Here is a 24178-nt window from a genome sequence, read left to right as displayed (position 1 = left end):
CCGAGGGGCCGCCGGAAGTTGCCGCTTCCAGCGGCCCCGCTTACGTGTCAGGCCGCCGAGGAGTCGGAGGCCGGTGTGCCGGAGTCGCCTGACTGCTGCTCGTGCAGCCGCTTGCAGTCGGCCAGGTACCGCCCGGCGGCCTCGAAGATCCGCTGTGCGATGTCGAGGTCCTTGGGGGTGACCGGCCCGGCCGCCGTGGTGGACACGGAGACCTGAACGGCGTTGCTGCTGATGTCGAAGTAGGGCCGCCCGGAGTCCAGCACCGAGGCCCGAGCACTGATCTCGGGCGAGTAGAACGAGACGCCCAGGTGCGTGACGCCGCCCGGACTGAGCGACATCGTGACGTAGGTGTACGGGTCGTCGATCACGCCGCCGCCTCCTTGCCGGCGCCGGTCTGCTTGCTGGGGGCGGCCACGTTGCGGGGAACGCGCATCCCCCTGGCACGGATGGAGTAGGCCAACCGCCCGGTGTTCTGGGCGACGTACGGCGTGACGGTCATCCCCTCGAACTCCACCGGAGTGATCGGCAGGCCCGCGGGCGTGGGCGGGGGAACCGGCTGCACCGGCGAGAGGATCTTGACCGCCACCGTCTTCTGGGCGAGCTTGACCGCCGGGTCGGCGTCCATGACGGCGACCTGCCACACCAACTCGCCGGTGGTCTTGTCCTTGGCGTAGACGGTGCGGCCGTTCGTCGAGGCGGTGAAGTCCTTGACCTGCTCGACCTCCCCCACCAGGTAGCAGCCGTGCGGGAAGACGTGATCGAAGCTGATTGGGATGGGGCCCTGAATGGCCATGACATGACTCCTGTTCTCTCTTAGGACAACCCCTTAGACGGTCGTCCACTTGTCCGATTGAGTCGATCGTAAGCCTTCCCCACTCGTCCGCACAAGTAACCGAGCGAAACGAGTGGGGGAGACTCAACTCACCTGGTAGACATCCTCGACTTCATGAAGGTCACCTGGCAGCGCGACAGTCACCACCATGAGCACAGCCCCAGCCGGATCGTGGACACTGGCCAGCACGCCGAGCACCGGAGCCGACGAGCCGAGGAGTTCGGCCTCCTCCTTGGTCGGCTCACGCGCGGCCAGTCGTTCCGTCACATGGTCGAAGCGCAGATGCTTGACGGCCTGCAAGTGCTGCCGGACGCCATGCCGCAGGGGATCGGGCTTGTCCAGATCGGTGCCTACGGCGATCTCCAAGGGGAACCACAGAGTTTCCGTCGCAGTCACCCGCTCTGCCCGCTTGGCGACACGCTGACGAGCGATCACGGGAGTCCGCTCATCCACGCCCATCAGCCGGGCGATATGCCGAGGAGCCGGCACACGGCCCACGCTCACGATGTTCTCGGCGCTCTCGGTCTGCTCGGCCGTCTCAAGGCCAGGCCGTACGCGGTCCGCCGGGCTCTCCGGACGGCCCTTTACGAACGACCCGCGCCCGTGCTCTCGTTCGATCCACCCCTGCATGGCGAGCGTCTGAAGCGCCCGCACTACGGTTGTCCGCCCCACGCCGAACTCCCGGACGAGCTGCGTTTCGGAGGGCAGCATGTCGCCGGGCGCGTACTCGCCGTCTCGAATACGCTGCTGAATCGCCGTCATCACCTGGGCATACTTCGGAGGGGCGAAGTCCATGCTCATGCTAACCGCCCAATCGCTTTTCCACTTGTCTGCATAAGTACAGTAGCGGCCGAGCGAGAGCCTGTCAGGATCTCAGCCACCAGCGGGAACGGCTATCTCACCTTGCCGGACAGCAGGGCCAGCCACACGTTCCAAGCTTTCGCTGTCCGCCAGGCGTACGTCTGTCCCGCGTGCGGCCTCATGGCGGGGCCCGTCAAGCGCCGGATGAACGACAGCCCGCCGCTCTCGCACAGCTCATACCAGGTTTCGCGATGCTCATGGCAGGTCCAGGCGATCACCCGGAACCTCTCGAACCGGCGCGCGGGATACCAGAGCAGCGACTGAGCCCCTTTCTGCGCCGGCGGGAGGTGGAGGAGCGAGCAATACGTGTCCCGGACTGGAGGCCGGCCACTCACCGGTCGGTCCTCTCAAAGCGCACCGACCCGGCCAGGTCGAGCGTCGCTCGGAAGATCACCCGCCGGGACCAGTCGTCCGGGACCGTACCGAAGTCGTAGACCCGGTGCGTGATGCGTCCCCACGGCTCACGCGCCGGGTCCATCTGGCGCAGTGCCTTGCGCAGCTCGTCCATCGAGCTGGCCTGTCCGGAGGTGGCACCGCAGGGCCCGAGCTCGTCCGTGCCGGCGTTCGTGAGGAACGTCTCCCACTCGAACATCTCGACGAGGAGTTGGCCCCCGTCGCAATAGAGGCAGTCTTCCTGTGACGAGGTGGCCTCGCCGATCATCGCGGCCGTCACTCGCCCCCGCCGAGTGACCATCTTCCACCCGCGCCCGTCGCACGCGGTGCACTTAACCGGTGTTGTCATGCCGGAAAGAATGGATGGAAAGAGATTCCAGCCCTATCCCAACGGGATATACCACCGGGAGATATAGAGTTCCCAGTGCCAGCCATGCGCCGTCAGTCTGGAAACAGTGGAGGCCAGAATGCACGGAAACGCTTTCGAGTCAATCGAAATCCCCGCATGGGTATGGGACCGCGACGAGACCCGGGAAATTCTTAAGAAACGTGATATAGCGGGACTGTTCGGCCTTGCCGTCAAATACGCGGGCGCCAGCCAGGTGCGCATCAGCGCCGCTACCGGCATCGCCCAGGGACGCATCAGCCAGCACCTACGTGGCCAGCGCCAGGTCACCGACCTGGAGGTCTACGAACGTATCGCCCTCGGTCTCGGCCTGCCCGACCACGCCCGCATGCTGCTCGGCCTGGCCCCGCTCGACATCGCCTCACCCACCGGCGACCGCGACCACGAGCACGAGGAGCAGGCCGAGGAACTGGCCGCCAGGATCGAGGCCGCCGCCGTCATTGATCCCGCAATGGTGATGATCCTCAGCACGGACACCAACAACCTCCGCCTACTTGATCGCAGACTCGGCAGCGCGGCCATCGCCGACAAAATGCGCGCCCAAATATCTCAGATAGAGCGCGCCCACCATCACGCCGTACGGCCCGGTATACGCGCGCAGTTGGCCCACGTGCTCTCCGAGACCGCTGCTCTTGCCGGCTGGCAGGCTATCGACACATGCGCGTTGAAAGACGCATGGGATCATCACGAACGCGCCATCTCGGCCGCCCGCGATGCCGACGACCCCGCCCTACTCGCTTATGCGCGCGGGCAGCAGGCATACGTTCTGACCGACCTGGGACGGCCGGCGGAAGCTACGGAGCTGCTTCGCCACGTCCGCACCACCTACGACCGCCGGGTCCCCGGCCATCTGCGCACATGGCTTGCCGCTGCTGAAGCCGAAGCCGCCGCGATCCTCGGCGACGAGAAGACCTGTCGCACAGCGTTGGACCATGCCGCCGCGTTGCTCCCCGAAGGTGACGCCGACCCCCTCTTGCCGTACGTCTCCCTCAACCGTCACCATCTCGCCCGGTGGCGCGGCAACTGCCTCGTCCGCTTCGGCGACCCCGAGACCATCGAAGACCTACGGTCGGCTCTCGCAGGCATGGACGGCACGTATAACCGAGCCGAGGCCGGGTTGCGCTGTGACCTCGCACACGCGTTGTTGGCCGTGGGGGAGTCGGATGCGGCGCAACCGCACATCTACCGAGCCGAACAACTCGCCACGATGACCGGCTCTCGCCGTCACGCGCGACGAATCGCCGAGCTGACTCGCGCCGCTACCCGCGCATCTCGTTGAGCCGTTCCCGGGCATAGAGGAGCCCCACCAGGACACCGGAGTTCCAGACATCGCCGCGGGCGATCATGCCCGGGATCTCCTTCATCGGAATCCACTCCAGCCGATCGGCCTCGACCTCCCCGGCCGGCTCACCGACGAGTTCGGCACCCCGGCCGAGGAACACGATGTGCTCGGAGTCGACCATGCCGACCATCGGCTGAAACGTGATCAGGTGCTCGATCTCCTTGGGCCGGTAACCGGTCTCCTCCTCCACCTCGCGGGCGGCGGTGTCCTTCGGATCCTCACCGACTTCGACCAGGCCGCCGGGAAGCTCCCAGCCCCAACGGTCGAAGAGGAACCGGTGCCGCCACAGCATCAGGATTCGACTCTGATCATCGACAAGCACCGTCATGGCCGCCCGGTCCAGATGAACCGCGTGATGCTCGAAGCGCTCCCCGCCCGGGATCTCGACGTCAACGAGCCCGAGGCGGATCCACCGGTTGTCATAGATCAGTCGCTCGCCGTGGACGATCCAGCGCGTCTGTTCCTCATTGGTAGCCACACCGCGACGCTACCGCCCAACATCGTCGACGTACACGCGAACATCAAGGCATCAAGGCTACATATGGTGCTCAATCGAGATCTCGGCTCAGCGTCGTAAGTCCGCTTACCTGCGCTCAGCGTGATAAATGTCTGTGGTGGCGTCTGATTCCCTGCTTGAGAACGAGCTCCAGGCTCTCCTTGACCGTCTCAGCAAGCGCGATCGCCTGCGCAGCGAGGCAACCCTACAATCCGACATCCGGCACCTGCTTCTCACCGGAGGGTTGAACCTCGCCGAACACGATCTAGACGTTGCACTGGAAACGCCGGTTGGCGACGGCCGCCGCATAGACATAGAAGTCGGCTTCACGGTCATCGAGGTCAAGAAGGACCTAAGCGGCGCCGCCGTACTTAGAGCGGCCGAGAAGCAGCTTGCCGGCTATGTCAGGACCCGAAGCGAGCAGACCGGACAGCGCTACGTGGGCATTCTCACCGACGGCACCACGTGGCGTGCCTACCACTTGCGCGACGACGAACTGACCGAGGCCACGCGCTTCGAGCTGAAGCAACCGCGCCCGGATCTCACGTCCCTGTTGACCTGGCTCGAAGGCGTACTCGCCACCCGAAAGGGGATCCCTCCCACCCCGGGCGAGATCGTTACGCGGCTGGGCGCTGCCAGCGCCTCATATGCTCTAGATCGCGCAGTACTGGGCGCGCTGTACGCCGAGCACCGCAACCTACCCACGGTCCAGCTCAAGCGCGAACTGTGGTCCAAGCTGCTGCGCAGCGCGCTGGGCACCCAGTTCACCGACGACGACGAGTTGTTTCTTGAACACACCCTGCTCGTCAACAGCGCCGAGGTGATCGCGCACCTCGTTCTCGGCCTAGACGTAACCGACATGCAGCCGGCTACCCTCCTTGCTGGCCAGCGTTTCGATCTTGCCCAGATCTACGGCGTGGTCGAAGCCGATTTCTTCGACTGGGTGCTTGAGGTCCCCGGAGGGGATTCCTTCGTTCGGACCATGGCCCGGCGCCTGGCTCGGTTCGACTGGGCCACTGTTGAACACGACGTGCTAAAGGTCCTCTATGAGTCCGTCATCGGCGCCGAGACCCGCAAGCGTCTGGGTGAGTACTACACCCCCGACTGGCTCGCGGATCAGGTCGTCGCTGAGGCCGTGACCGATCCACTTAATCAGCGGGTCCTTGACCCGTCCTGCGGTTCCGGAACGTTCCTGTTCCACGCGGTCCGCCGCCATCTCGCCGCCGCTGACCAGGCCGGTATCCCGCTGGCTGCTGCCTTGTCAGGCCTTACCAACCGCGTCTTGGGCATCGACTTGCACCCTGTGGCCGTCGCCTTGGCAAGGGTCACCTACCTACTTGCCATCGGTCGAGACCGCCTTATCGACTCCCAACGTGGCCCAATCACGGTTCCGGTCTACCTCGGCGACAGCGTCCAATGGGCTCAGCGAGTGGATCTTTTCACCGAGGGTCATTTACTCATTTCCACCGGGACCGGCAGCCAACTGTTCGAGGACGAACTACGTTTCCCTGACCGTCTCCTTGCTGACGCTGGGCACTTCGACCGGCTCATCTCTGAGCTGGCGTCCTTGGCAAGCAAAAACCGCACCACCGGCACAGTCCCGCCTCTCACCGCCATCTTTAAGCGACTCGCCATCGCTGAGGCCGACCAGCCAGCAATCAAAGATAGTTTCGGAGTACTGTGCCGCCTGCAAGACGAAGGCCGGGATCACATCTGGAGCTACTACATCCGTAACCTGGTAAGGCCCGTGTGGCTAGGCCGCCCAGAGAACCGCGTGGATGTCCTGGTAGGAAACCCACCGTGGCTGTCTTACCGTCACATGCCCACCGACATGCAAGAAGTCTTTCGAAAGATGTCTGAGGCGCGCGGCCTCTGGCACGGGAAAAGCGTTGCGACTCAGCAGGACCTATCGGGCCTGTTCGTTGCTAGGGCCATTCAGCAATACCTCAAGATCGGCGGATCGTTCGCATTTGTACTTCCCAACGCGGCACTGGATCGCGGCTACTTCGCTGGCTTCCGCTCAGGCAAGTACTCCGACGGATCCGAGCAGGTCGATGCGGCGTTTACTGGGTCCTGGGACTTGCGCCGAATTCGGCCACACTTTTTCCCGCGCGGGGGAGCCGTAGTGTTCGGTCGACGAACCGATAACGCTCCTTACATGCTACCTGCTGAAACAACTCGTTGGACTGGAACACTCCCGCGGGGAATTCATTCGTGGGAGGCTGCGGCACCGCATCTCACTCGCATGCCCGCTGCTTTGACGATCAGTAGTACCGAGGCGGAGGGGCCATCACCCTATGCTGGGCGTTTCTCCAACGGTGCGACTATCTTTCCGCGTGTTCTTTTCTTTGTGCGCCCGCAGCCGGCAAGTCCGCTGGGATTTGGTGCCGGTCGACGCGCAGTTCAATCGATGCGTAGCAGCACCGAGAAGGCTCCTTGGAAAGATCTAGCGGACATAATCGGTGTCGTAGAAAGTGAATTCATACGACCCACAATGCTGGGTGAAACTGTCCTTCCTTATCGGGTTCTTCCGGCGAGAGAGTCTGTTCTCCCTATCGACGGAAACGATCTGCTCGACAGCGAAAACCCGAAACTTGATCTATATCCTGGTCTGGCTGACTGGTGGCGATCTATCGAGAGTCTATGGGAGCAGCATCGTTCCAGCACTCGCCTTACTCTCCGAGAACAGTTGGACTTCCGTCACAAGCTTTCCAGTCAACTCCCAGCTCAGCCACTACGGCTTCTGTACGGCAAGGCTGGAATGCATGTAGCAGCTGCCTTGGTGGATAATCCTAATGCAATCATCGATCACACCCTTTATTGGGGTACGGTAACGAATCGCGACGAGGGACTTTACCTATGCGCCATACTAAATAATCCGGCGCTTACGCAGCTCGTTAGGCCGCTAATGTCTTATGGTAAGGATGAGCGCCATATAGACAAACATCTCTGGAAGCTTCCTATTCCGCTTTATGATGGCTCCAATCCGGCTCACCGGCGCTTGGTGGAACTAGGGCAAGCAGAGGCAAGCCTAGTTGCCGAGCTAGATCTCGATGAAACAGAGAACTTCGTAACTCTGCGCCGGAAAGTACGGCAAGCTCTGTCGTCTGGAAGTCACGCCGAGGAAATCGCGAACATCGTCACAGAGTTGCTAGGCGGCTAATTCCTGTCTGGTCTCACGACAGAACATCACGACAGAACTTTTCTTGCCGAATTACGCTCATAGGTGTCAAGGCGGCGGCGCTAAGCGCCGCCGCACGGCCCGTCCGCCCGCCGCCGTCCGGGCGTGCGGCGTGGGCGCCGGTCCCGGACGGCGGCGGCTCCGGTCCGCCCTCCGTACGCAGCGCGCGCCGCACCACCCTCACCCGCCGACCCAACTCGCGCCGCCGCCGGCCCTGCATGTCTATGCCTCCGAACTCCATCACCTTGCCTCTTCGGGCGCCGACCGGAAGCCCCTGGTGACCGAGGGGCCTGCTCGTAGCGCTCGAAGCCCGTAGCGCTCGTAACGAGTCCGAGATGAAAGAGCCTGTAAAAGTCGTCCGTGCCCGTCATGCTAGATGCATGGCTGCTAAACCCATCCTCATCGGAGAGCGGTTCTTCTCCACCAAGAGCGACGCGCTACAAGAATGTCGTGGCATCCTCTACCACTACCCTGTGGGGGCGTGCGTCCAGGACCCTACGCACGAGCAATTTCTGGTTGATCTCCTTCAACTCCACCCAGATGCGGAGCGCAAGGTCGGGTCAGGTATAGATCATTTCGAAGTGCGAGCAAATCCCCTCTATCCGAACAAAGTCTCTTTTTTCATCGTCAGGACGGACGGGTCCGAGACCGAGTTCAGCTTCACGAAGTGCCTCACGCCTCCCACGCAACGCGAGCTGGTGCTCAGGGCGATGCGTCAGGTGGTCGGGCCTCAGGTCATTGCGTTCCTAAACGCTGCTTTCCGTAATAGTGATCAAGTCCGGTGCGCCGTTACCGATGTGATCCTTGAGAGTCCGAATGAGGTACATGTCGATCATTTCGACCCGGAATTCATCGATCTGGCTACTGATTATGTACTAGCCCATGGCGGCTGGGACGCTTTTGATCTGATCTCGACGGATGGAGTAGTAGGTCCGACTTTTGCCGATGACGGGCAAGCTCAAGCGTGGGCAGATCATCACCGTGACGTTGCGTCGTTGAGGATTGTTTCTATACAAGCGAACCTGTCCAACTTGCGACGTGGTGTCAGTCGGCCTCGTGCGAGGTAAGAGATCCTACTGGCTCTCGAAGCGGGACACTTCTCTCAACGGCTACGTATAGGCACAGCTAATGGAAGGAAGCACGTAAACCTCGGCGGTACATCGCATCCCTCTCACGATCGCCCTGCGGTGGTTGAGCGTAGTGCAGGGTTGGGGGCGATCGAAGGTCCGGGCTTCGTACCTCAGCCCGGCCCGCCGGGTGAAAGGGCTGGCACCGTTGCGGGATATGTGCGGGATGGACTCGCAGACCAGCAGATTGCCGAAAGGTTGCGGTGCAGGTCGGAGGCGTAATTGGTTTCGTGGCCGCTGCTCCACTTCTAATCCGACGGTCGCAGGTTCGAATCCTGCAGGGCGCGCAACCAAGACCAGGCAATCCACGGGTTGACCTGGTCTTTTGCATGATCGCCCCGGTTGCTTCGTAGGCAGCGGGAGGCCCCCGAAAGCAGCCCTGTGCCACTGCTCGCGGAACATACGCGGAATGCTCGCAGCCACGTTTCCCCAGGTCGGCGTGGGAGTTTCGAGGCCCGGAACGGCGAAAGGACCCCGAGGTGTCCCGGGGCCCTGCCGTAGCTCCTGTGTCACGCCGCGAGCGCTTCCAAGATGCGCTGGTTGGCGATCTCCTGTTGGCCGTCGATGCACTTGGCGTAGACGCGCAGCATCACGTCCACGCCGTGTCCCGCTCTCTCGGCCGCTTCCGGCGCATGCACGCCCGCGTTGAGCCAGAGCGAAACTGCCGCGTGCCGGAGATCGTACGGCCGGCCCGCCAGGGGAGAGGCGACCTGGTCGGGGGTGAAGGCGTACGTCCGGGCTTCCTGCCAGACCTTCGCGTACGCCGAGCCCGAGATCACGCCGCCCGTGCGCGTACGGAAGAGCCGGCCGTCCTCGGCGACTCCGAACGCCGTGATGTGATCCCGCAGGATGGCCACCAGCTCAGGCGGGACGGGCACGGTGCGTGTGTGCTTCACGTCCCGATGCTTCAGCCCGCGCTCGTCGTGGGCCTGCCCGGAGTCGGTGAACCGCCTGTTGCTCTGCGGCCGGGTCTTCTCCAGTGTCAGCAGCCCCCAGCCTTTCTCTGGGAGCCGACAGTCCTTCTGCCGCAGTCCCGCTGCTTCTGCCGGGCGAAGGCCGCCGAAGTACATGCAGGCGAACATGGCAGCCAGCATCGGCCCTCGCGACCGCCCCACGTAGGTCACCGCGGTGAGCAGTTCACGCGCCTGCCTTGGGCTGACCACCGAGCGCCGATCGATCTCGCCGCTCACCTTGGCTTTGCGGAACTTGACCTTGTGCAGCGGATTCGCCGACAGCTCCTCCAGCTCCACGGCGTACTCAAGCGCGTGATGAAAGACGGCCCGCTTGCGGCGGTACGTCGAGGTCGCCGCAGGCTTGCCGTCCAGGCACAGCGCCAGGGCTTCCAGCGCCGCACGGGCGTGCTTGGTCTCCTCCAGAGCGCTCAGCGGGAGCGAAGCACCTTCCAACCAGCGGACAGCGCGGGCGACCTCCGGTGTCGGCTCCCGCCGGCGGTCCTCGGGCAGGAAGGAGTACTCGCGCAGCGCCCGCCGGATGATCTCGTCGGACGGACGGCCAGGTACGTCGCCGACCAAGACGCGGGTGACGGTGGCGAGAGTGTCGGTCATGCCTTCACGAGACTTCGCCGCCGCGTGAGGTCACCAGGTGCGAACGTACGCGACGGCGAAGGCGTACCAGGTCCGGGCATCCTTGGCCTTGACCATCGAAGCGGGAAGACCGCTGTCCACGTCGAAGGCTTCGCCCTTCTTGGCCGCCTGCCGCAGATCGGACAGGAAGCTCTCGGCCGGGCCCTTGGTCTTGAAGGTCTGCGACTTCTCACGGTTGCCGACCGTCCACCGCACGGTGTGCGAGACGCCGTCCGCCCCGGCGCTGCTTCTCCGCCTTTCGGTAGGTGTGGAAGTCCTGCTGCCAGGCATGGACCCGGTCCTCGGTCCACACCAGCGGCTTGGGCCGGACGTGGGCGGGCATCTCCAGCACGGCGGCGGGGTTGAAGTCGATCAGCCGGTCCTGTCGCATGGCCATGTTGAGCGCGTGGCGGAGCGTGGCGCGGATGCGGTGCATGGTGGCGATGCTGATCGGCCGCCGGTACTTGACGCTCTCACGCACCTGCGGGTCGGGGTCGGTGCGGCGTTCGGCGATGGTGTCGTTGAACTCCTCGATCTGCTCGAACATCAACGCGATGTCGCTGACCTTGAGCTGATCCAACCGCAGCCGCCCCAGATACGGGATCAGGTAGAGGCGGATGTGGCCCTCGTAGGAGCGGCGGGTGGTCTCCTCGATCTTCCGCTTGCGGTGGAGGAACTCGTTCAGCCACTGCTCGACGGTGATCTCCTGAGTCAGATGCTGTCCAGTCTTGATCTTGCGGCGGACCGTCTCCGCGTCCGGCAGGGCGTCGGTCTCGGTCAGGGTGCGTTTGATCAGGTCGGCGATCTGGGTGCGGGTGGCGGGCTCGCGTGGGTCGGCCAGCGCGAGCAGGTCTCGCACGCGGCCGAGTTCGTCTTTGGCGGCGTCCTGGGTGCCGAAGCCGCCGCGGCGCAGCGGCCCGCGCCGTTTGCCGTCGGATGAGGGTGGGAGTTCGATCTGGTAGTTCCAGATGCCGTGCCGGTAGCTCCATCCGCCGTCGGCGCGGCGCAGCTTGGGGCATTTCTGCCCGAGTTCCTTGCCGTCGCTGTCGCGGCAGGAACAGCGTTTGAACGTGCGTCCCTCGGCCATCGTGTGTCCTGTCCTGTTCTCTTGGGTGCGGTCGGCGGGGTGAGGCTGTGCGGGTGAGCAGGGGACGGGGTAGCGCCCCGGACAGGGGTTGCTGCGCCCGGTCTGGAAGCGGTCGATGGGACCGACCGCCCTGGCCAAGAGGCGTCCTGCAGAGTTCCGTTCCGGACACCCATCCCGCGATTCCCGTTCGGCCAAGGCCCCGGTGATCGCTGGATACGGACGCGCGGGAGCCCCTGTCGCCCGTGCCGCCGTCTGTGCGATGTGGAGAGCCGGGCCCGTCGTGTGCCCGTCCGGCGCGGGCGGACGCGGTGGCGTGCTCGGGGGAGCCCGCCCGTGGTCGTCACCCCGCCGCATCGATGGCCGTGCCGGACAGGGGGTATCGACGCCCACCTGGATGGCGTTGGTCAAGGCCGAAGCCGACGGTCACCGCCTGACCGGGTGTCGGCGGTTTCGCACGGCGTCACCGCTGTCTCATCGCACATCGCTGGGAGGCGCCACCGAGCAAGGACAGTTCCCGTGGGCGGGAACGCACCCATGCCTGCGAGCGAGACGAGAAGCCGTTCCCGTACGCCGGCCGGGATGGTCGGCGGATTTTTCTCTATGGCGGATGGTGTCGCGTTGTCCTGCGGTGAAGTCATGGCGGTACCGCTCGATTGCCTGGGCTACCTGATCCCTGTCGCCTTGATGAATACCTGCGATCAAGCCCGGCTTTGGGCAGCAGGCGAAGCAAAGGTTTGACAACGATTACCGGACAAAGCATTCGTGGCCGGCGATGTTTGTTGCCCTCGGGTGGTGGTCGGTCGCCGCAGGTCGTAGAGGTTTCAGGCACGGCGGCGTGCTGCCGAAGATTGCATCCGTGCAGGTCAAGCGGCGGAGTACCTGGGTGCAGGCCTCTCGAATGGCCGCCCGCTCATCGAGGTCCCGGTTCCTGCGTCAGCAGCGCACGCCCTGGGTACGCCTGCCCACCCCGTCCTGATTCCGCGTGCCACCACCTGATCGCCGGCAGCCGAGCCGCGCCCCGGCAGGACCGTTCGGCTGCCGGCCGGTCGGAGCATGCTTCCGTGATGAAGGTTTGCGATACGTCCGGTGCTCACTCGAGCGAGAACCTGGCCAGATAGGCTTGCGTCAGTTCTTTGGCCTCGGCGATGACCCGGGCATCGCCTGCGGGATCGTCGCGGAAGGCGTAACGCAGGATGGCGTCGCACGCCTCGACGGCGATGCGCAGGGCCAGGCGGAAGTCCTCGCCCACGGGCGCCCCGAGGTGCTCGGCGAGCAGCGCGGCCAGGCGGCCGCTGAGCGCCTCGCTGCTGCCGAAGTCCACCGTGGCGAACCCGGCGACGCCGCGCCGCATCGCCACGTACTCGTTCACGACCAGGTCGACGATGGCCACCCAGTCGCGCCGCGCACCGGCCAGCCGCCCGGCAAGGCGGGCGCTGTACTCCTCCATGTTGCGTTCGCCGAGGGCTGCGACCAGGTCGCGTTTGTCGTGGAAGAAACGGTAGACCGAGCCGATCGGCACACCGGCCCGTCGCGCCACCGCGCGCGTGGTCAGCCCTTCGTAGCCGACCTCGTCCAGCAGCGCGGCGCAGGCGTCGACAATGCGGTCGAGCCGTTCCACGCTGCGCTGCTGCACCGGCGCGCGGCGCAGCAGCGCGCCGGACTCGCGAGCCTGCGCACTCATGCGTCCCCCTGCCACCTCGGCTGACCCGTCTCTACGGGCCGCCTGCCCGACGAGCCTATGCCGCCAGCAGCAAGGTCAGCCCGCCGAGGGTGTAGCAGACCATGAGGACGAATAGCGGGATCTGTCCCGCGACGGCCCGTGCCGGGGCGAACAGCCGCACCGAGCGGTCGTGCGCGGCGACCACGCCGAGCACGTGCCCGGCCACGATGGACACCACCTGCACGCTGGCGATCGCGCCGGGACCGACCAAGCCCTCGTCCACCGTGCGTGCGGCGGTGCCCAGCAGGTCCAGGCCGGTGTCCAGCGGGTCGGAGGCCAGGATGAACGCCCGCTGTCCTTCGATGACCAGCAGCGAGAAGTAGTGGGCGATCAAGTAGCCGACCGCGATCGGCACCAGCGAGTGGGCGAAGGCGCCCAGGTTCCCGCCGCGCGGCCGGTGGCCGGCCATGCGGGGCGCGACGCCGATGAGGCTCGCGACGGCGATGCACGCGCCGTACAGCAGGGCGACCCCGGCGACGGCCGCGAGCAGGCCGAGCGTGCCGGTGACGGTCGGCCCGGCGGCGGCGCTCTGCAGCGTGTTCACCCAGGCGGGAGCGTCGGAGAAGCCGTCGTAGGCGGTGGAGGCGAGCATCACGCACACGGTGGCGACCAGCCCGGGTGCGGGGGTGATCGCGTCCAGGCCGTGGAACGGGTTGCGCAGGACGAGCCGTCCGTCGGCGCGGCGGCCGAGCGGGGCCAGCCGTCCGATCAGCGCCGAGTACACCTCGAACGCGTCACAGTGGTCGAACCAGCGTGGCCCGTACGCCAGCGCCCCCGCCAGGTGGACGGTGGCGTAACAACCGAAGAACACCAGCAGGGACGCGTTGGCGGCGGGCTCTGGCGCGACCAGCTCCAGCCAGGTGAACGCCAGCAGTCCAGCCGCCGCCGGCCAGTGGCCGAGCCGGTGCGGCGGCTCGCGGTCACGGCCGAGCCCCGCCAGCCTGGACAAGGCCAGGTGGATCGCGCGCAGCGGATTGACCAGCCGCCACACGGGCCCGAGCAGGAGCGACGCGGGCACCAGGCCCACCCAGAAGATGACGTAGACGAGGGTGGGCGCCGGATTGCGTTCCGGGTCGTCCGGCCCGAACAGCGCGGTGACCAGTGTGAAAGCGGCGACCAGCAGGCCGAGCGCGCGCAGCGTGACGCGCGTGGCGCGGGCGTCGGCCAGGCGTCGCACCGCCCGCGGCAGCGCCCGGCCGGCCTCCTGCCCGCGGAACCTGGAGTCCGCCCACAACACGGCGAGTCCGAGGAACGACACGAGCAGCGCGGCCAGTGCCCCCGCGAACGCGTAGAACGCGGGGATGGGCAGGTCGTGCCGCGATCCGATGCCGTGCGCCAGGATGCCGCTCATCGCACCACGAGCTGGGTCAGGACGAGGCCGGACTCGTGCGTCTCCACCTCGAACAGCCCGCTGCGGTCCGCGGTGAACTCGATGACCGCCGGGATGCCCGGGGTGAGAGGGCGTTCCAGATCGAAGCCGTGCACGTGGACGGTGTCGGTCCGGTCGGCGGTGACCTCCAGGCGTACCTTGGCGCCCTCCTCGATCTCGACGCGGCCGGGTGGCGGGGTCACGGTGCGGCCACTGATCCGCACGTCGATGCGCGTCGGTCGGCTGGCGGCTGTCCCCTGCGTGGTCGGCGTGTCCGGGATGGCCGGGGTGGCGGCGGTCGCGGTCCCCTTGGCGGCCTGTTGGGGGCCTTCGATCGTGGCCGAGCTCTCCACCGGCTTGCCCGCGGACGACCAGAGCGTGTGGTCGTCCGCGCTGAGCCGCACGGTCAGCGTGTGCGTGCCCGCGGGGACGGCTTCGGCCGCCAGGTGGTGCCACGGCGCGTACAGACGGGCGATTTTCTTGCCGTCCAGGTACAGGTGGGCGTGTCCGGTTCCGGGCAGCGCGGCGCCGCCGACGCTGTCGGGGGTGAAGGTGAACCGGTCGGTGACCAGGTGCAGGTTCCAGCCCGATTCGCTGTCGGGGCGCATCTCCAGCCGTACCGAGGGGGCTTCGGTGGCGGGCACGTCTCTGGTCTGATGGTCGCCGTGGACGTGCGGCGTGCCGGCCGCCGCGGTCGCGGGCGCGTGGTCGGTGCCGGGCCGGTGGTGGGTGGTCACCGGCTGGCCGCACGCGCCGAGCAGCAGCACCGCGGCGGCCGTGCCGATCATCAGCCTGTACGGGTGGGGACGTCTCATGCGGGGGCCTCGGCGGGGGACGTGGACTCGGGGACGGGCGTCGTACGGGGGCGCGGCGCCAGGCGTACGACGGCCCAGAGCACCCAGACGATCGCGAACAGCCCGCGCAGCCAGGCCGGGCTGAGCGGCAGCCACGGGATCAGCAGCAGCGACTTGTCCACGGCGTCCAGCAGCGTCAGCGCGCCGAGCACGATGGTCGCGCCGCCGAAGAAGCGGTACTCGCGGCGCAGCGCCAGCCCCATGCCGGTCAGGCCCCCGCCCAGCAACAGCAGGGCCGCGGCGGGCAGCAGCGTGTGGTCGTAAGCCGCGCCTACTACGTCGAGCGCCAGGCCCGCCAGCGCGAGCACCGCCGACACCGCCCCGAGCCTGCCCGCGCGCGGTGCGCCCGCAGCGTCGGCACCGGCCCCGGAGGCGGCCGCGGCGGGTGCGGTACGCAGGCGGCGCCACCACAGCAGGGCCACGATCAGCCCGATGAACACCGACGTGCCCAGCGTGAGCTGCACCTCTACCCGCGCGAGCCCGGACGAGCCGAACCAGTCGCAGCCGGCGGGCAACCGCCGCTCGACGACGTTGTACTCCGCGCAGACCAGCCCGTGCGCCAGCTTGGCGGGCTCACCGACGAGCCGGTGCGACCCGGCTCCGGCGAGCTCGCCCGGCTTGCCGCCGCAGCCCGGCACCACGTAGGGGCTGGTCGGCCCTTGGGTGTCCCAGCAGTTGCCACTGCCCTGGCCGTCCCAGATGACGTCGGTGGCGTTGGGCCGGACCGAGCCGTCGGGAGCGACGCCGAGCCGGTTGCCGCCGTAGAAGTTGTCGTGCGAGGTATCGGCCTGTTTGTCCAGGGCCTCCTCGCCGCGCAGGAACGCCGGAGCCCACAGCAGCATGAACGCCGTCCTGTCGTGCCCGTAGATCCAGTTGTCGCGGTACACGTTGAAGTTGCCGCCCGCGGTCAGGATGCCGGTGCCCGGGGCGACTCCGATCTGCGGACAGACCACGCCGCTCTCGTAGCCGCGCTGACCGGCGGGCTTGGCGCAGGTGCCGTCGCGTACGTGGTTGTAGTAGTTCTTGTTGTTGTTGTAAATCTTGTTCTTCTCGAACTTGGCGTGGTTCTGCGGCAGTCCGGGGTGGTCGGGGAAGAGGCTGTCCATGGAGGCGCCGGCCATGTTGTCGAAGAACTCGTTGTCGTGCGCCCAGACCGAGTTGCCCGCGGTGCCCGAGTAGCCGACCATGTTCTGGTAGCTCTTGCAGCCGCGGATCTCGATCGAATATCGGGGCACGTCATGGCTGCGGCCGGCGTTGATGTCCGAGGCGCTGCCGGGGTAGATGCCGCTGTCGCCGTTGCCGTGCGACTCGCAGTCGGTGTAGAGGCCGTGGTCGGAGGCGAAGGTCAGGAAGCCGTACTCGTCGTTCCAGCGGGTGAGCATGCGGTCGATGACGAAGCCGTCGGTGGCCAGGATGTACAACGAGTTGAACGTTGTGCGCTGTGCGGTGAAGTTACGGAAGTAGATGCCGTTGGCCATGTCGGCGCGGATCGCGTTCAGCTTCTTGTACTGGGCGTCCACGATCACGTCGCGCGGGGTGGCGCCGGTGCCTTCGATCTGCAGGTCCTTGATGCCGAGGATGGCGACCAGGTTCTGGTTGTGCGGGCACTTCTGCTGCTGTTCGAAGGAGAGGATCTGGTAGCCGAACGACGAGAGGCGGGCGGGGAGGTTCGCGCACGCCCCGGTGGGCTCGGGCAGGCTGGGCTCCTCCTGGTACAGCCCGGGCAGGATCTTGATGTTGTAGCCGGGACCCTTGACCTGGTCCACCGCTTCCTGCAGGTGGCGGAAGCCGTCCTTCTGGCAGCGTTCGAACAGCCGCAGGTTCTGTTCCTTGAGCGCGGCGGGGAAGGTGGCCACGCGCTTGTCGAAGTCCGCCCGGTCGGTCTTGCACACCAGCAGCTCGGGACCTGTGGTCCGGTAGACCGGCACGCTTCCCGTGCCGTCGGGGAACGAGACGGGCCGCTCCTCATGTGCGAGGGCAGGGGCGGCGGGTAACAGGCACGCCAGGGCGAGCAGGACGGTGACCGACAATTTTCGCAGCAGCGACATACGCGGAAAGTAGAGCATTGTTCATGTTTTAGTCCATGCGAGGAGGTGAACGTTTTGATCACGGATACCCCCGGAGCCGTCGTTCCGGTACTGTCGCAGCCTGCCGGGACTCAGCCGGGGGAAGAGAACATAGACCAGCGCAGGGCTGCAGGCCGGCCCGCTGCGGGCGCTACCCGATCCGGTCGACGCCGACATCAAGGACTCCCGACGAGACCGGCTCAACGGCCTCCTCGGGATTGTTCGCCCAGCCGCGTCCGTAGCCCGGCAACGAGCCCGTGACCAGCCCTCCTCATGCAGTGCAAGCGATCAAAGGGACATCAACTCGCGAACCGCCCTCTGAAGTGACAACCTCTGGTCTTTTGCACGATCGTCCCGGTTGGCCCGTAGGCAGCGGGCGGCCGCCGAAAGCAGCCCTGTGCCACTGCTCGCGGAACATACGCGGAATGCCCGCAGCCGCGTTTCCCCAGGTCGGAGCGGCAGTTCGGAAGCCGGGAACGGCCGTCAGTGGCCGGCCGCGTCGTACAGCCGGAAAGCCAGGTTGCAGATCACCAGGGTGTCCAGGCTGTCCAGGTCCGCTTCGAGGAGCTTGCCGATCTGGGCCAGCCGGTACCGCAGCGTGTTGCGGTGCACGTGCAGGGCTTCGGCCGTCGCGTGCTGCCTGGCGTCCAGCCGCAGGTAGGTACTCAGGGTGTGCATCAGCTGGCCGTCGGACTTGGAGTCGTGGTCGATCAGTGGTCGGAGCACCTCCCGCGCGGCATGCTGGCCGCCCCGCCCGGCGGCCGCGGCCACGATCGAGGTCAGGTCGAACGGGCGGGAACGCTGAGGTCGGGCCAGCTCGTCTGTGATCATCGCTCGGGCCGAGGCGAGCACCATGCGGATCTCCTCGGCGTCCCTGGCCGGCCCGGCCACCACGATCGCCCGGCCAGGCATCTCCCGGCGCAGCACCTCGAGGACCTCGCCGGCGGTGTCGCCGGTGCCGCCCTGGGCCAGCAGTACCAGCAGTTCGCCGCTGCGCACGGAGCGCACCACGGGCAGCACCTGCTCCACGGCCAGGCGCAGGCGCAACGAGTATCCGGCGGAGAACGCGGGCTTCGGCGCGGCCAGCAGGACGACGGTCGGCACGTCGCTCCTGAGGCCGGCCACGCGCAGCGCCCGGACCAGGGTCGAAGTGGGCGTGGTCCAGTCGGTCAGGCTGGCGAGCACGGCGGCCATCCGCGTCGCGTTCGACGGCTCCTCCTGCAACCTGCGGGTCAGGTCGATGGCGACCAGCGTGGCGGCCGCGCTCATCGCCATCCGGACGCTCTCCACGGCCATCTCGGTGTGGCCGACCAGCATGTGGTCGTGCGCGCCCGCCTGGTCGAGCGGCACCGCGTGGTATCCGGTCGTCCCGCTGGTGGCCAGTCCCTGCAGCACGAGGTCCATCTGCCACTCCTGGTGCAGAGGCCACGTCGACACCACTTTGCCGTCGATGTCGAGGATGGCCGCCTCGCCGCCGATCTCCTTGGCGATCCGCCTGAGCAGGGTCGTCAGCGGCGCGCTGTTGGACATGAGCTGTGCCAGCTCGGCGGCGAGGTTGGACGCCCGGCCCATGTCCTTGAACCGGTCTGCGACCGTCATTTCGGCCACGAACTCGCTGATCCGCACGAATGGCACGTTATACGGCACGCTGAGCACCGGCAGATCCACCGCGGTGGCGCTCTCCACCAGGGCACGGGGTACGTCGGCGTGGGTCAGCCCGCATCCGAAGCCGATGGCCGCGACTCTTTTGCGCTTGAGCCGATGGACGAAATTCTGCCAGCTTTCTTGATCATCGGCCTGGATGCAGGCGCCGGTGGTGAGCAGCAGCTCGCCACCCCGCAGGAACGGCGAGGGGTCCACGAGTTCGGTGGACGCCACCCAGCGGATCGCCCGCTTCAGCAGGTCATGGCTGGTGGGGGTGGCCAGGCTGAGCTCCAGGACGGTCTCGGCCATGAGCTGATCCAAACTCAATGCCATGGGGCCACTCCTCCCGATGGTCGCCCCGCGTTATGCAATTGCACAGTACCTGGCGTTCGAGCTTGGCCACGCCGCACGTAGACGCTGCGAAGAGCCTGGATGTTGACTGCAACCCAGCCCACCGACCTGCGTAGTTCCGGTATCCGGAACCCCACGAGGGGAGAAATTCGTGCAGTTCAAACGCCATTCCGCCGTTCTCGCGACCGCGGCGGCCGCCACCCTGGCGTTGTCGGCCTGTGGCTCGTCCACCCCCGCCGACTCGGGCTCGGCGACCGGCCAGGCCGCCGAGAACACGGCGGCCGCGAAGAGCTGGGCCCCGGCCAAGGTCGACGTCTGGGCCGACCTGTCCATGGACAGCGCGCGCAGCAAGGCCGAGTACACCCCCGTCGGCAAGGCCGAGAAGCCCTGGAACATCTGTGTGTCCGTGCCGCACATGAAGGACGCGTACTGGCTCGGCCTGAACTACGGCGTGGCCGAGCAGGCGCGCGAGGCCGGCGTCAACATGACGATGGTCGAGGCCGGCGGTTACGAGAACATCGACAAGCAGATCCAGCAGGTCGAGGACTGCGCGCAGAGCGCGGACGCCGTGGTCATCGGCGCCATCTCCCTCGACGGGCTGAACAGCACGGTCGAACGGCTGGCCGCCACGGGCAAGCCGGTCATCGACGTCATCAACGGCATGTCCAGCCCCAAGGTCACCGCCAAGTCGCTCGTCTCCTTCCACGATCTCGCCCAGATCGCTGCGGAATGGGTGGTCAAGGACTCCGCCGGTCAGCCGGTCAAGGTCGCCTGGTTCCCCGGTCCGAAGGGCGCCGGCTGGTCCGAGGACGGCGAGCGTGGCTTCAAGGGCGCCGTCGCCGGCAGCGCGGTGGAGATCGTCGACACCAAGTGGGGCGACACCGGTAAGGACGCGCAGAGCAAGCTGATCGAGGACGTGCTCGCCGCGCACCCCGACGTCAACTACATCGTCGGCACCGCGGTCACCGCCGAGGCGGCCGGGCCGATCCTGCGGGACCGCGGCCTGAGCGACAAGATCCGCGTCGCCGGTTACTACTTCACCCCCGGCACGTACACCGGCATCGAGCGCGGAACCGTGCAGGCCGCGCCCAGCGACAGCACCGCCATCCAGGGCCGGATCGCCATCGACCAGGCCATCCGCGCACTGGAGAAGAAGGACTTCCAGCAGCATGTCGGGCCCGAGCTCGTCATGGTCACCAAGGACACGCTGAAGGACTTCGACGTGTCCACCACGCTGGCCCCCGACGGCTGGTCCCCGACGTTCCAGGTCAAGGCCGGCAGCTGACGACGGGAACGTTCCATCACCAGAAAGTTGTCTCCGATGACCGAACCTGTGCTCCGGGTCCGCGGGCTCACCAAGAAGTACCCGGGCGTCACCGCGCTCGATCAGGTGGACTTCGAACTCCGCCGCGGTGAGGTGCACGTGCTTTTCGGCGAGAACGGCGCCGGGAAGTCCACCCTCATCTCCATCATCTCCGGGGCGCAGCACCCGGATGGCGGGACCATCGAGGTCGGCGGCCGGGCCGTCGAACTGTCCGGCGTCGCGGCCGCACGTGAGCTGGGCATCAGCGCGGTGTTCCAGGAGTTCTCGCTGATGCCCACGATGACCGTGGCGGAGAACCTGGTGATGGGCAGCGAGCCGGGCAGGTTCGGCTTCGTCGACCGGCGCCGGATCAGGAGACTGGCGCAGGAGCGCCTGGACGAGTTCAACTTCCGGATCGCCCCTGACCGGCTTGTGGAGACGCTGAGCCGGGCCGAACAGCAGATGGTGGAGATCGCCAAGGCGTTCCGGCCCGAACTGAGCGTGCTGATCCTGGACGAGCCGACCGCCTCACTCACCGACGAGGAGGCCGAGCGGCTGTTCGCCCTGGTCGAGGAGTCGCGCGGGCGGGGCATCGGGATCATCTACATCACCCACCGGATGGCCGAGATCCGGCGGCTCGCGGACCGGGTGACCGTGCTGCGGGACGGCCGCCTGATCACCACCGTCCCCGGCGACACCCCGGACGAGCAGCTGATCACCCTGATGACCGGCCGGGTGGTCGAGGACCTCTACCCTGAACTGCCCGTCCCCGGCACCGACGTGGTGCTCACCGCGCGCGGCCTCACCACCTACGACGGCTCGGTACGGAACGCCGGTTTCGAGCTCCGCGCCGGGGAGATCGTCGGTTTCGCCGGGCTGATGGGCTCGGGCAAGTCCACGGCGGCTCGGGCCTGTTTCGGCCTGGAGCGGGTGGACTCGGGCACGGTCACCGTCGCCGGGCAGGACCTGACCGGCGCCAAGCCCGCCGTGGTCATGAAGTCCGGCGTGGTCTACCTGCCCAGCGACCGCAAGCAGGAGGGGCTGTTCCTGGAACGGCCGCTGCGGGAGACCGTCACCCTGCCCTGGCTGCACCGGGCGCCCATGTCCGCCGGCCCGCTGCTGCGGCCGGCGCGGGAGCGCGCTGTGGCGGGTGACATGCTGCGCAGGATGCGGCTGACCCCGGACGACCCGGAGCGTCTCGCGGCCAGCTACTCCGGCGGCAACCAGCAGAAGGGCCTGCTCGGACGGGCCCTGCTCGGGGAGTGCACCACGTACCTGCTGGACGAGCCGACCGTCGGGGTGGACGTCGGTGCCCGGGTGACGATCTACGAACAGATCGTGGCGCTCGCCCGCGCGGGCGGCGCCGTACTGGTCGTCTCGTCCGAACTGCCGGAGATCCTCCACCTGTGCCACCGCGTGTACGTGTTCTCGCACGGGCAGATCACGGCGGAGCTGACCGGAGCCGACATCAACGAGGAAACGATCTTGCGCCACATGATGCATTGGGGCGAACCAGCAGTGAAGGACAACGTATGACCGTCAGCAGTCCGGCCGCCACGCCCGTGCGGCCACGCAACCTGATGATCTCGCTCGCCGCCCGGGCGTTCGTCAAGATCGGCGTGCTGCCCGTCCTGGTCCTGGTCGCGCTGGTGGTGTTCGCCAGCATGTCGGACAGTTTCCTGACCGTGGAGAACATCCACTCGGCGCTGCGGCAGAACTCCTACATCGTCATCGCCACGCTGGGGCAGTTCATCGTGCTGCTGACCGGCGGGTTCGACCTGTCGATCGGCGCGGTGACCGCGCTGGTCTCGGTGAGCAGCGCGATGGCCATGGTCGCGCAGGGGGAGACGTCCTCCCCGCTGACCGCGGTCCTGGTCGGCATCGGCGTCGGCCTGCTCGTCGGCATGGGCTGCGGGCTGGTCAACGCTCTGGGCATCGCGACCCTGAACATCAACCCGTTCATCATGACGCTGGCCACGGCCTCGGCGTTCTCCGGGCTGGCGCTGATGCTCACCTCGGGCGTGCCCGTCGCCGGGCTGCCGGTGGAGTTCAGCGACTGGCTGGGCTTCAACAAGATCCTCGGGATCGGCGTCCCGATCTGGATCGCCGCCCTGGCCGCGGTCGGCCTCTGGGTACTGCTGACGCTGACCCGCCCGGGCCGCCACATCTACTCGGTCGGTTCCAGCCCCAAAGCCGCCAAACTCTCCGGGATCAGCGAGTTCCGCACCCTGCTCCTGGCCTACGTGGCGGCCGGCGGGCTCGCGGCCATCGGCGCGGTGCTGCTCACCGCGCGCATCGAGACCGGGGAGGCGAACCTCGGCGCGTCCCTGCCGCTCCAGACGATCGCCGCGGCCGTCATCGGAGGCGTCAGCCTGCGCGGCGGTTCCGGCCGGGTCACCGACGCGGTGCTGGGCGCCGTGTTCATCGGGATCGTCGCCAACGGCATGAACCTCGCGCAGATCAACTCCTACTACCAAATGATCGTCACCGGGACCGTCCTGGCGCTGGCCGTCGTCGCCGATCGCCTGCGGAACCGGCTCGCGGTCGCCGTGTATGCCGGAAAGGTGTGAACATGAAGATCGCTCTCAACTCTGACATGGGAGAATCCCTCGGGATCCACTCCTTCGGGAACGACCAGGCGCTGCTCGGCCTCATCGACACGGCGAACGTGGCCTGCGGCTTCCACGCCGGCGACCCCAGCGGGATCCGGGAGACCGTCACGAACGCGGCCGCCGCCGGGATCACCGTCGGCGCCCACCCGGGGTTGCCCGACCTGATCGGCTTCGGCCGGCGCGAGATGAAGCTCTACCCCGACGAGGTACGTGACATCGTGCGGTACCAGGTCGGCGCGTTGTCGGGTTTCCTCGGCGCGGCCGGCCTGCCGCTCGACCACATCAAGCCGCACGGCTCGCTGTACGGCATGGTCGCGCGGGACGAGGCGTTGATGGACGCGGTCTGCGACGTGGCAGCCCAGTACGAGGTCCCGATCTTCGGAATGGCGGGCACGGCCCACGAGCGGGTGTCCGCCGCGCGTGGCATCCCGTTCCTCGCCGAGTTCTACGTGGATCTCGAGTACGCGGCCGACGGCGGGCTGATCATCGCCCGCCGGCCGCACGCCACCCCGGTCGAGCGCGCCGTGGAGCGGATGACCATTGCCCTTACCGAGGGTGTGGCCATCGCCGTTACGGGGGAGCGGATCCCCATGAAGTTCGACACGGTCTGTGTGCACTCGGACACGCCGAACGCCGTCGAGGTGGCCACCGCCATCAGAACCGTCATCGACTCGCAGGACTCCGCGTCCGGAAAGGCCAATCATGTCTGAGCACGTCGTGCAGTCTCCGCTTCCCGGCATCTTCTACACCAAGCCGGCACCGGAACAGCCGCCCTTCGTCGAGGTCGGCTCCGTGGTCGCCGCGGACACCGTCGTCGGCCTGGTGGAGGTCATGAAGCAGTTCGCCGAGGTCAAGGCCGGCGTGAACGGCACGGTGAAGGAGATCCACGCGGAGAACGAAGGCATCATCGGCCCCGGGGACCCCATCCTCACCGTCGAGGAGGTCTGATCG

22 protein-coding genes are annotated in these 24178 nt (G+C 66.9%); 9 read left to right on the top strand and 13 right to left on the bottom strand.

All coding sequences use genetic code 11. The features are described from left to right. Positions 1 to 47 precede the first annotated feature (47 nt). From Nocox_RS33730 to Nocox_RS33715, 4 genes are all read right to left on the bottom strand, one after another. Positions 48 to 368 (bottom strand): hypothetical protein, encoded by a 321-nt coding sequence (locus Nocox_RS33730; RefSeq protein ID WP_020541231.1) that lies wholly within the window; start codon positions 366 to 368, stop codon positions 48 to 50. Beyond that, complete coding sequence (locus Nocox_RS33725; RefSeq protein ID WP_020541230.1) at positions 365 to 793, bottom strand: hypothetical protein; 429 nt, start codon at positions 791 to 793, stop codon at positions 365 to 367. The genes Nocox_RS33730 and Nocox_RS33725 overlap by 4 nt, the downstream gene beginning before the upstream one ends. A gap of 123 nt (positions 794 to 916) precedes the next feature. Next, positions 917 to 1633, bottom strand: a complete 717-nt coding sequence (locus tag Nocox_RS33720) for a GntR family transcriptional regulator (protein WP_020541229.1) — start codon at positions 1631 to 1633, stop codon at positions 917 to 919. A gap of 391 nt (positions 1634 to 2024) precedes the next feature. Further along, positions 2025 to 2354: a hypothetical protein gene (locus Nocox_RS33715; RefSeq protein ID WP_033408195.1), complete on the bottom strand. Its 330-nt coding sequence runs from the start codon at positions 2352 to 2354 to the stop codon at positions 2025 to 2027. Between the two features lie 199 nt (positions 2355 to 2553). Between Nocox_RS33715 and Nocox_RS33710 the strand changes: the two genes are divergently transcribed. After that, positions 2554 to 3771, top strand: coding sequence for an NsdA family TPR-like regulatory protein (locus Nocox_RS33710; protein ID WP_020541226.1), 1218 nt, complete (start codon positions 2554 to 2556; stop codon positions 3769 to 3771). Here the strand turns inward: Nocox_RS33710 and Nocox_RS33705 are convergent. Beyond that, a complete protein-coding gene (locus Nocox_RS33705) occupies positions 3752 to 4312 on the bottom strand; it encodes an NUDIX hydrolase (protein WP_020541225.1) in 561 nt (186 codons plus the stop codon). The genes Nocox_RS33710 and Nocox_RS33705 overlap by 20 nt on opposite strands. Positions 4313 to 4448: 136 nt before the next feature. Between Nocox_RS33705 and Nocox_RS33700 the strand changes: the two genes are divergently transcribed. Both Nocox_RS33700 and Nocox_RS33695 read left to right on the top strand, forming a co-directional pair. Continuing rightward, a complete protein-coding gene (locus Nocox_RS33700; protein WP_211212542.1) occupies positions 4449 to 7493 on the top strand; it encodes an N-6 DNA methylase in 3045 nt (1014 codons plus the stop codon). A 398-nt stretch (positions 7494 to 7891) separates the two neighbouring features. Then, the gene (locus tag Nocox_RS33695) at positions 7892 to 8578 is read left to right on the top strand and encodes a DCL family protein (protein WP_084685318.1); all 687 of its coding nucleotides are present in this window, start codon (positions 7892 to 7894) and stop codon (positions 8576 to 8578) included. 569 nt (positions 8579 to 9147) lie between these two features. Here Nocox_RS33695 and Nocox_RS33690 read toward each other — a convergent pair. From Nocox_RS33690 to Nocox_RS33685, 3 genes are read right to left on the bottom strand one after another with little or no spacing between them, the layout of a single operon-like run. Further along, on the bottom strand, positions 9148 to 10203 hold the full coding sequence (locus Nocox_RS33690; protein WP_020541221.1) for a tyrosine-type recombinase/integrase: 1056 nt from the start codon (positions 10201 to 10203) through the stop codon (positions 9148 to 9150). Positions 10204 to 10233: 30 nt separating this feature from the next. Then, on the bottom strand, positions 10234 to 10437 hold the full coding sequence (locus Nocox_RS43430; RefSeq protein WP_020541220.1) for a hypothetical protein: 204 nt from the start codon (positions 10435 to 10437) through the stop codon (positions 10234 to 10236). Then, on the bottom strand, positions 10412 to 11308 hold the full coding sequence (locus Nocox_RS33685; protein WP_020541219.1) for a tyrosine-type recombinase/integrase: 897 nt from the start codon (positions 11306 to 11308) through the stop codon (positions 10412 to 10414). Before Nocox_RS33685 ends, Nocox_RS43430 begins: the two co-directional genes overlap by 26 nt. 534 nt (positions 11309 to 11842) lie before the next feature. Between Nocox_RS33685 and Nocox_RS33680 the strand changes: the two genes are divergently transcribed. Next, a complete protein-coding gene (locus tag Nocox_RS33680; RefSeq protein ID WP_157382832.1) occupies positions 11843 to 12046 on the top strand; it encodes a hypothetical protein in 204 nt (67 codons plus the stop codon). A 352-nt stretch (positions 12047 to 12398) separates the two neighbouring features. Here Nocox_RS33680 and Nocox_RS33675 read toward each other — a convergent pair whose 3' ends face one another. The 5 genes from Nocox_RS33675 to Nocox_RS33655 form a co-directional block, all read right to left on the bottom strand. Beyond that, entirely contained in the window at positions 12399 to 12989 is a 591-nt protein-coding gene (locus Nocox_RS33675) for a TetR/AcrR family transcriptional regulator (RefSeq protein ID WP_020541218.1), read from the bottom strand. Between the two features lie 55 nt (positions 12990 to 13044). After that, positions 13045 to 14379, bottom strand: coding sequence for a hypothetical protein (locus tag Nocox_RS33670; protein WP_020541217.1), 1335 nt, complete (start codon positions 14377 to 14379; stop codon positions 13045 to 13047). Continuing rightward, positions 14376 to 15212, bottom strand: coding sequence for a hypothetical protein (locus Nocox_RS33665; RefSeq protein WP_033408163.1), 837 nt, complete (start codon positions 15210 to 15212; stop codon positions 14376 to 14378). Before Nocox_RS33665 ends, Nocox_RS33670 begins: the two co-directional genes overlap by 4 nt. Next, positions 15209 to 17299, bottom strand: a complete 2091-nt coding sequence (locus Nocox_RS33660; protein WP_020541215.1) for a right-handed parallel beta-helix repeat-containing protein — start codon at positions 17297 to 17299, stop codon at positions 15209 to 15211. Before Nocox_RS33660 ends, Nocox_RS33665 begins: the two co-directional genes overlap by 4 nt. A gap of 501 nt (positions 17300 to 17800) precedes the next feature. Next, complete coding sequence (locus Nocox_RS33655; protein ID WP_084685315.1) at positions 17801 to 19294, bottom strand: PucR family transcriptional regulator; 1494 nt, start codon at positions 19292 to 19294, stop codon at positions 17801 to 17803. Between the two features lie 169 nt (positions 19295 to 19463). Between Nocox_RS33655 and torT the strand changes: the two genes are divergently transcribed. Genes torT through Nocox_RS33630 form a run of 5 tightly spaced genes read left to right on the top strand, consistent with a single transcriptional unit; the run spans position 19464 to position 24175 of the window. Beyond that, positions 19464 to 20597: a TMAO reductase system periplasmic protein TorT gene (gene torT / locus Nocox_RS33650; protein WP_020541213.1), complete on the top strand. Its 1134-nt coding sequence runs from the start codon at positions 19464 to 19466 to the stop codon at positions 20595 to 20597. Positions 20598 to 20633: 36 nt separating this feature from the next. Then, positions 20634 to 22151, top strand: coding sequence for a sugar ABC transporter ATP-binding protein (locus Nocox_RS33645; protein ID WP_033408162.1), 1518 nt, complete (start codon positions 20634 to 20636; stop codon positions 22149 to 22151). Next, a complete protein-coding gene (locus Nocox_RS33640; protein WP_020541211.1) occupies positions 22148 to 23185 on the top strand; it encodes an ABC transporter permease in 1038 nt (345 codons plus the stop codon). Before Nocox_RS33645 ends, Nocox_RS33640 begins: the two co-directional genes overlap by 4 nt. A 2-nt stretch (positions 23186 to 23187) precedes the next feature. After that, positions 23188 to 23937 carry a 5-oxoprolinase subunit PxpA gene (pxpA, locus tag Nocox_RS33635; RefSeq protein WP_033408160.1) on the top strand — a complete coding sequence of 250 codons (750 nt, stop codon included), beginning with the start codon at positions 23188 to 23190 and terminating at the stop codon, positions 23935 to 23937. After that, the gene (locus tag Nocox_RS33630) at positions 23930 to 24175 is read left to right on the top strand and encodes an acetyl-CoA carboxylase (protein WP_020541209.1); all 246 of its coding nucleotides are present in this window, start codon (positions 23930 to 23932) and stop codon (positions 24173 to 24175) included. The genes pxpA and Nocox_RS33630 overlap by 8 nt, the downstream gene beginning before the upstream one ends. The last annotated feature ends 3 nt before the right edge of the window (positions 24176 to 24178 follow it).

Source organism: Nonomuraea coxensis DSM 45129, assembly GCF_019397265.1.
Classification (GTDB): Bacteria; Actinomycetota; Actinomycetes; order Streptosporangiales; family Streptosporangiaceae; genus Nonomuraea; species Nonomuraea coxensis.
This window is presented reverse-complemented; position numbering and strand designations above follow the sequence as displayed.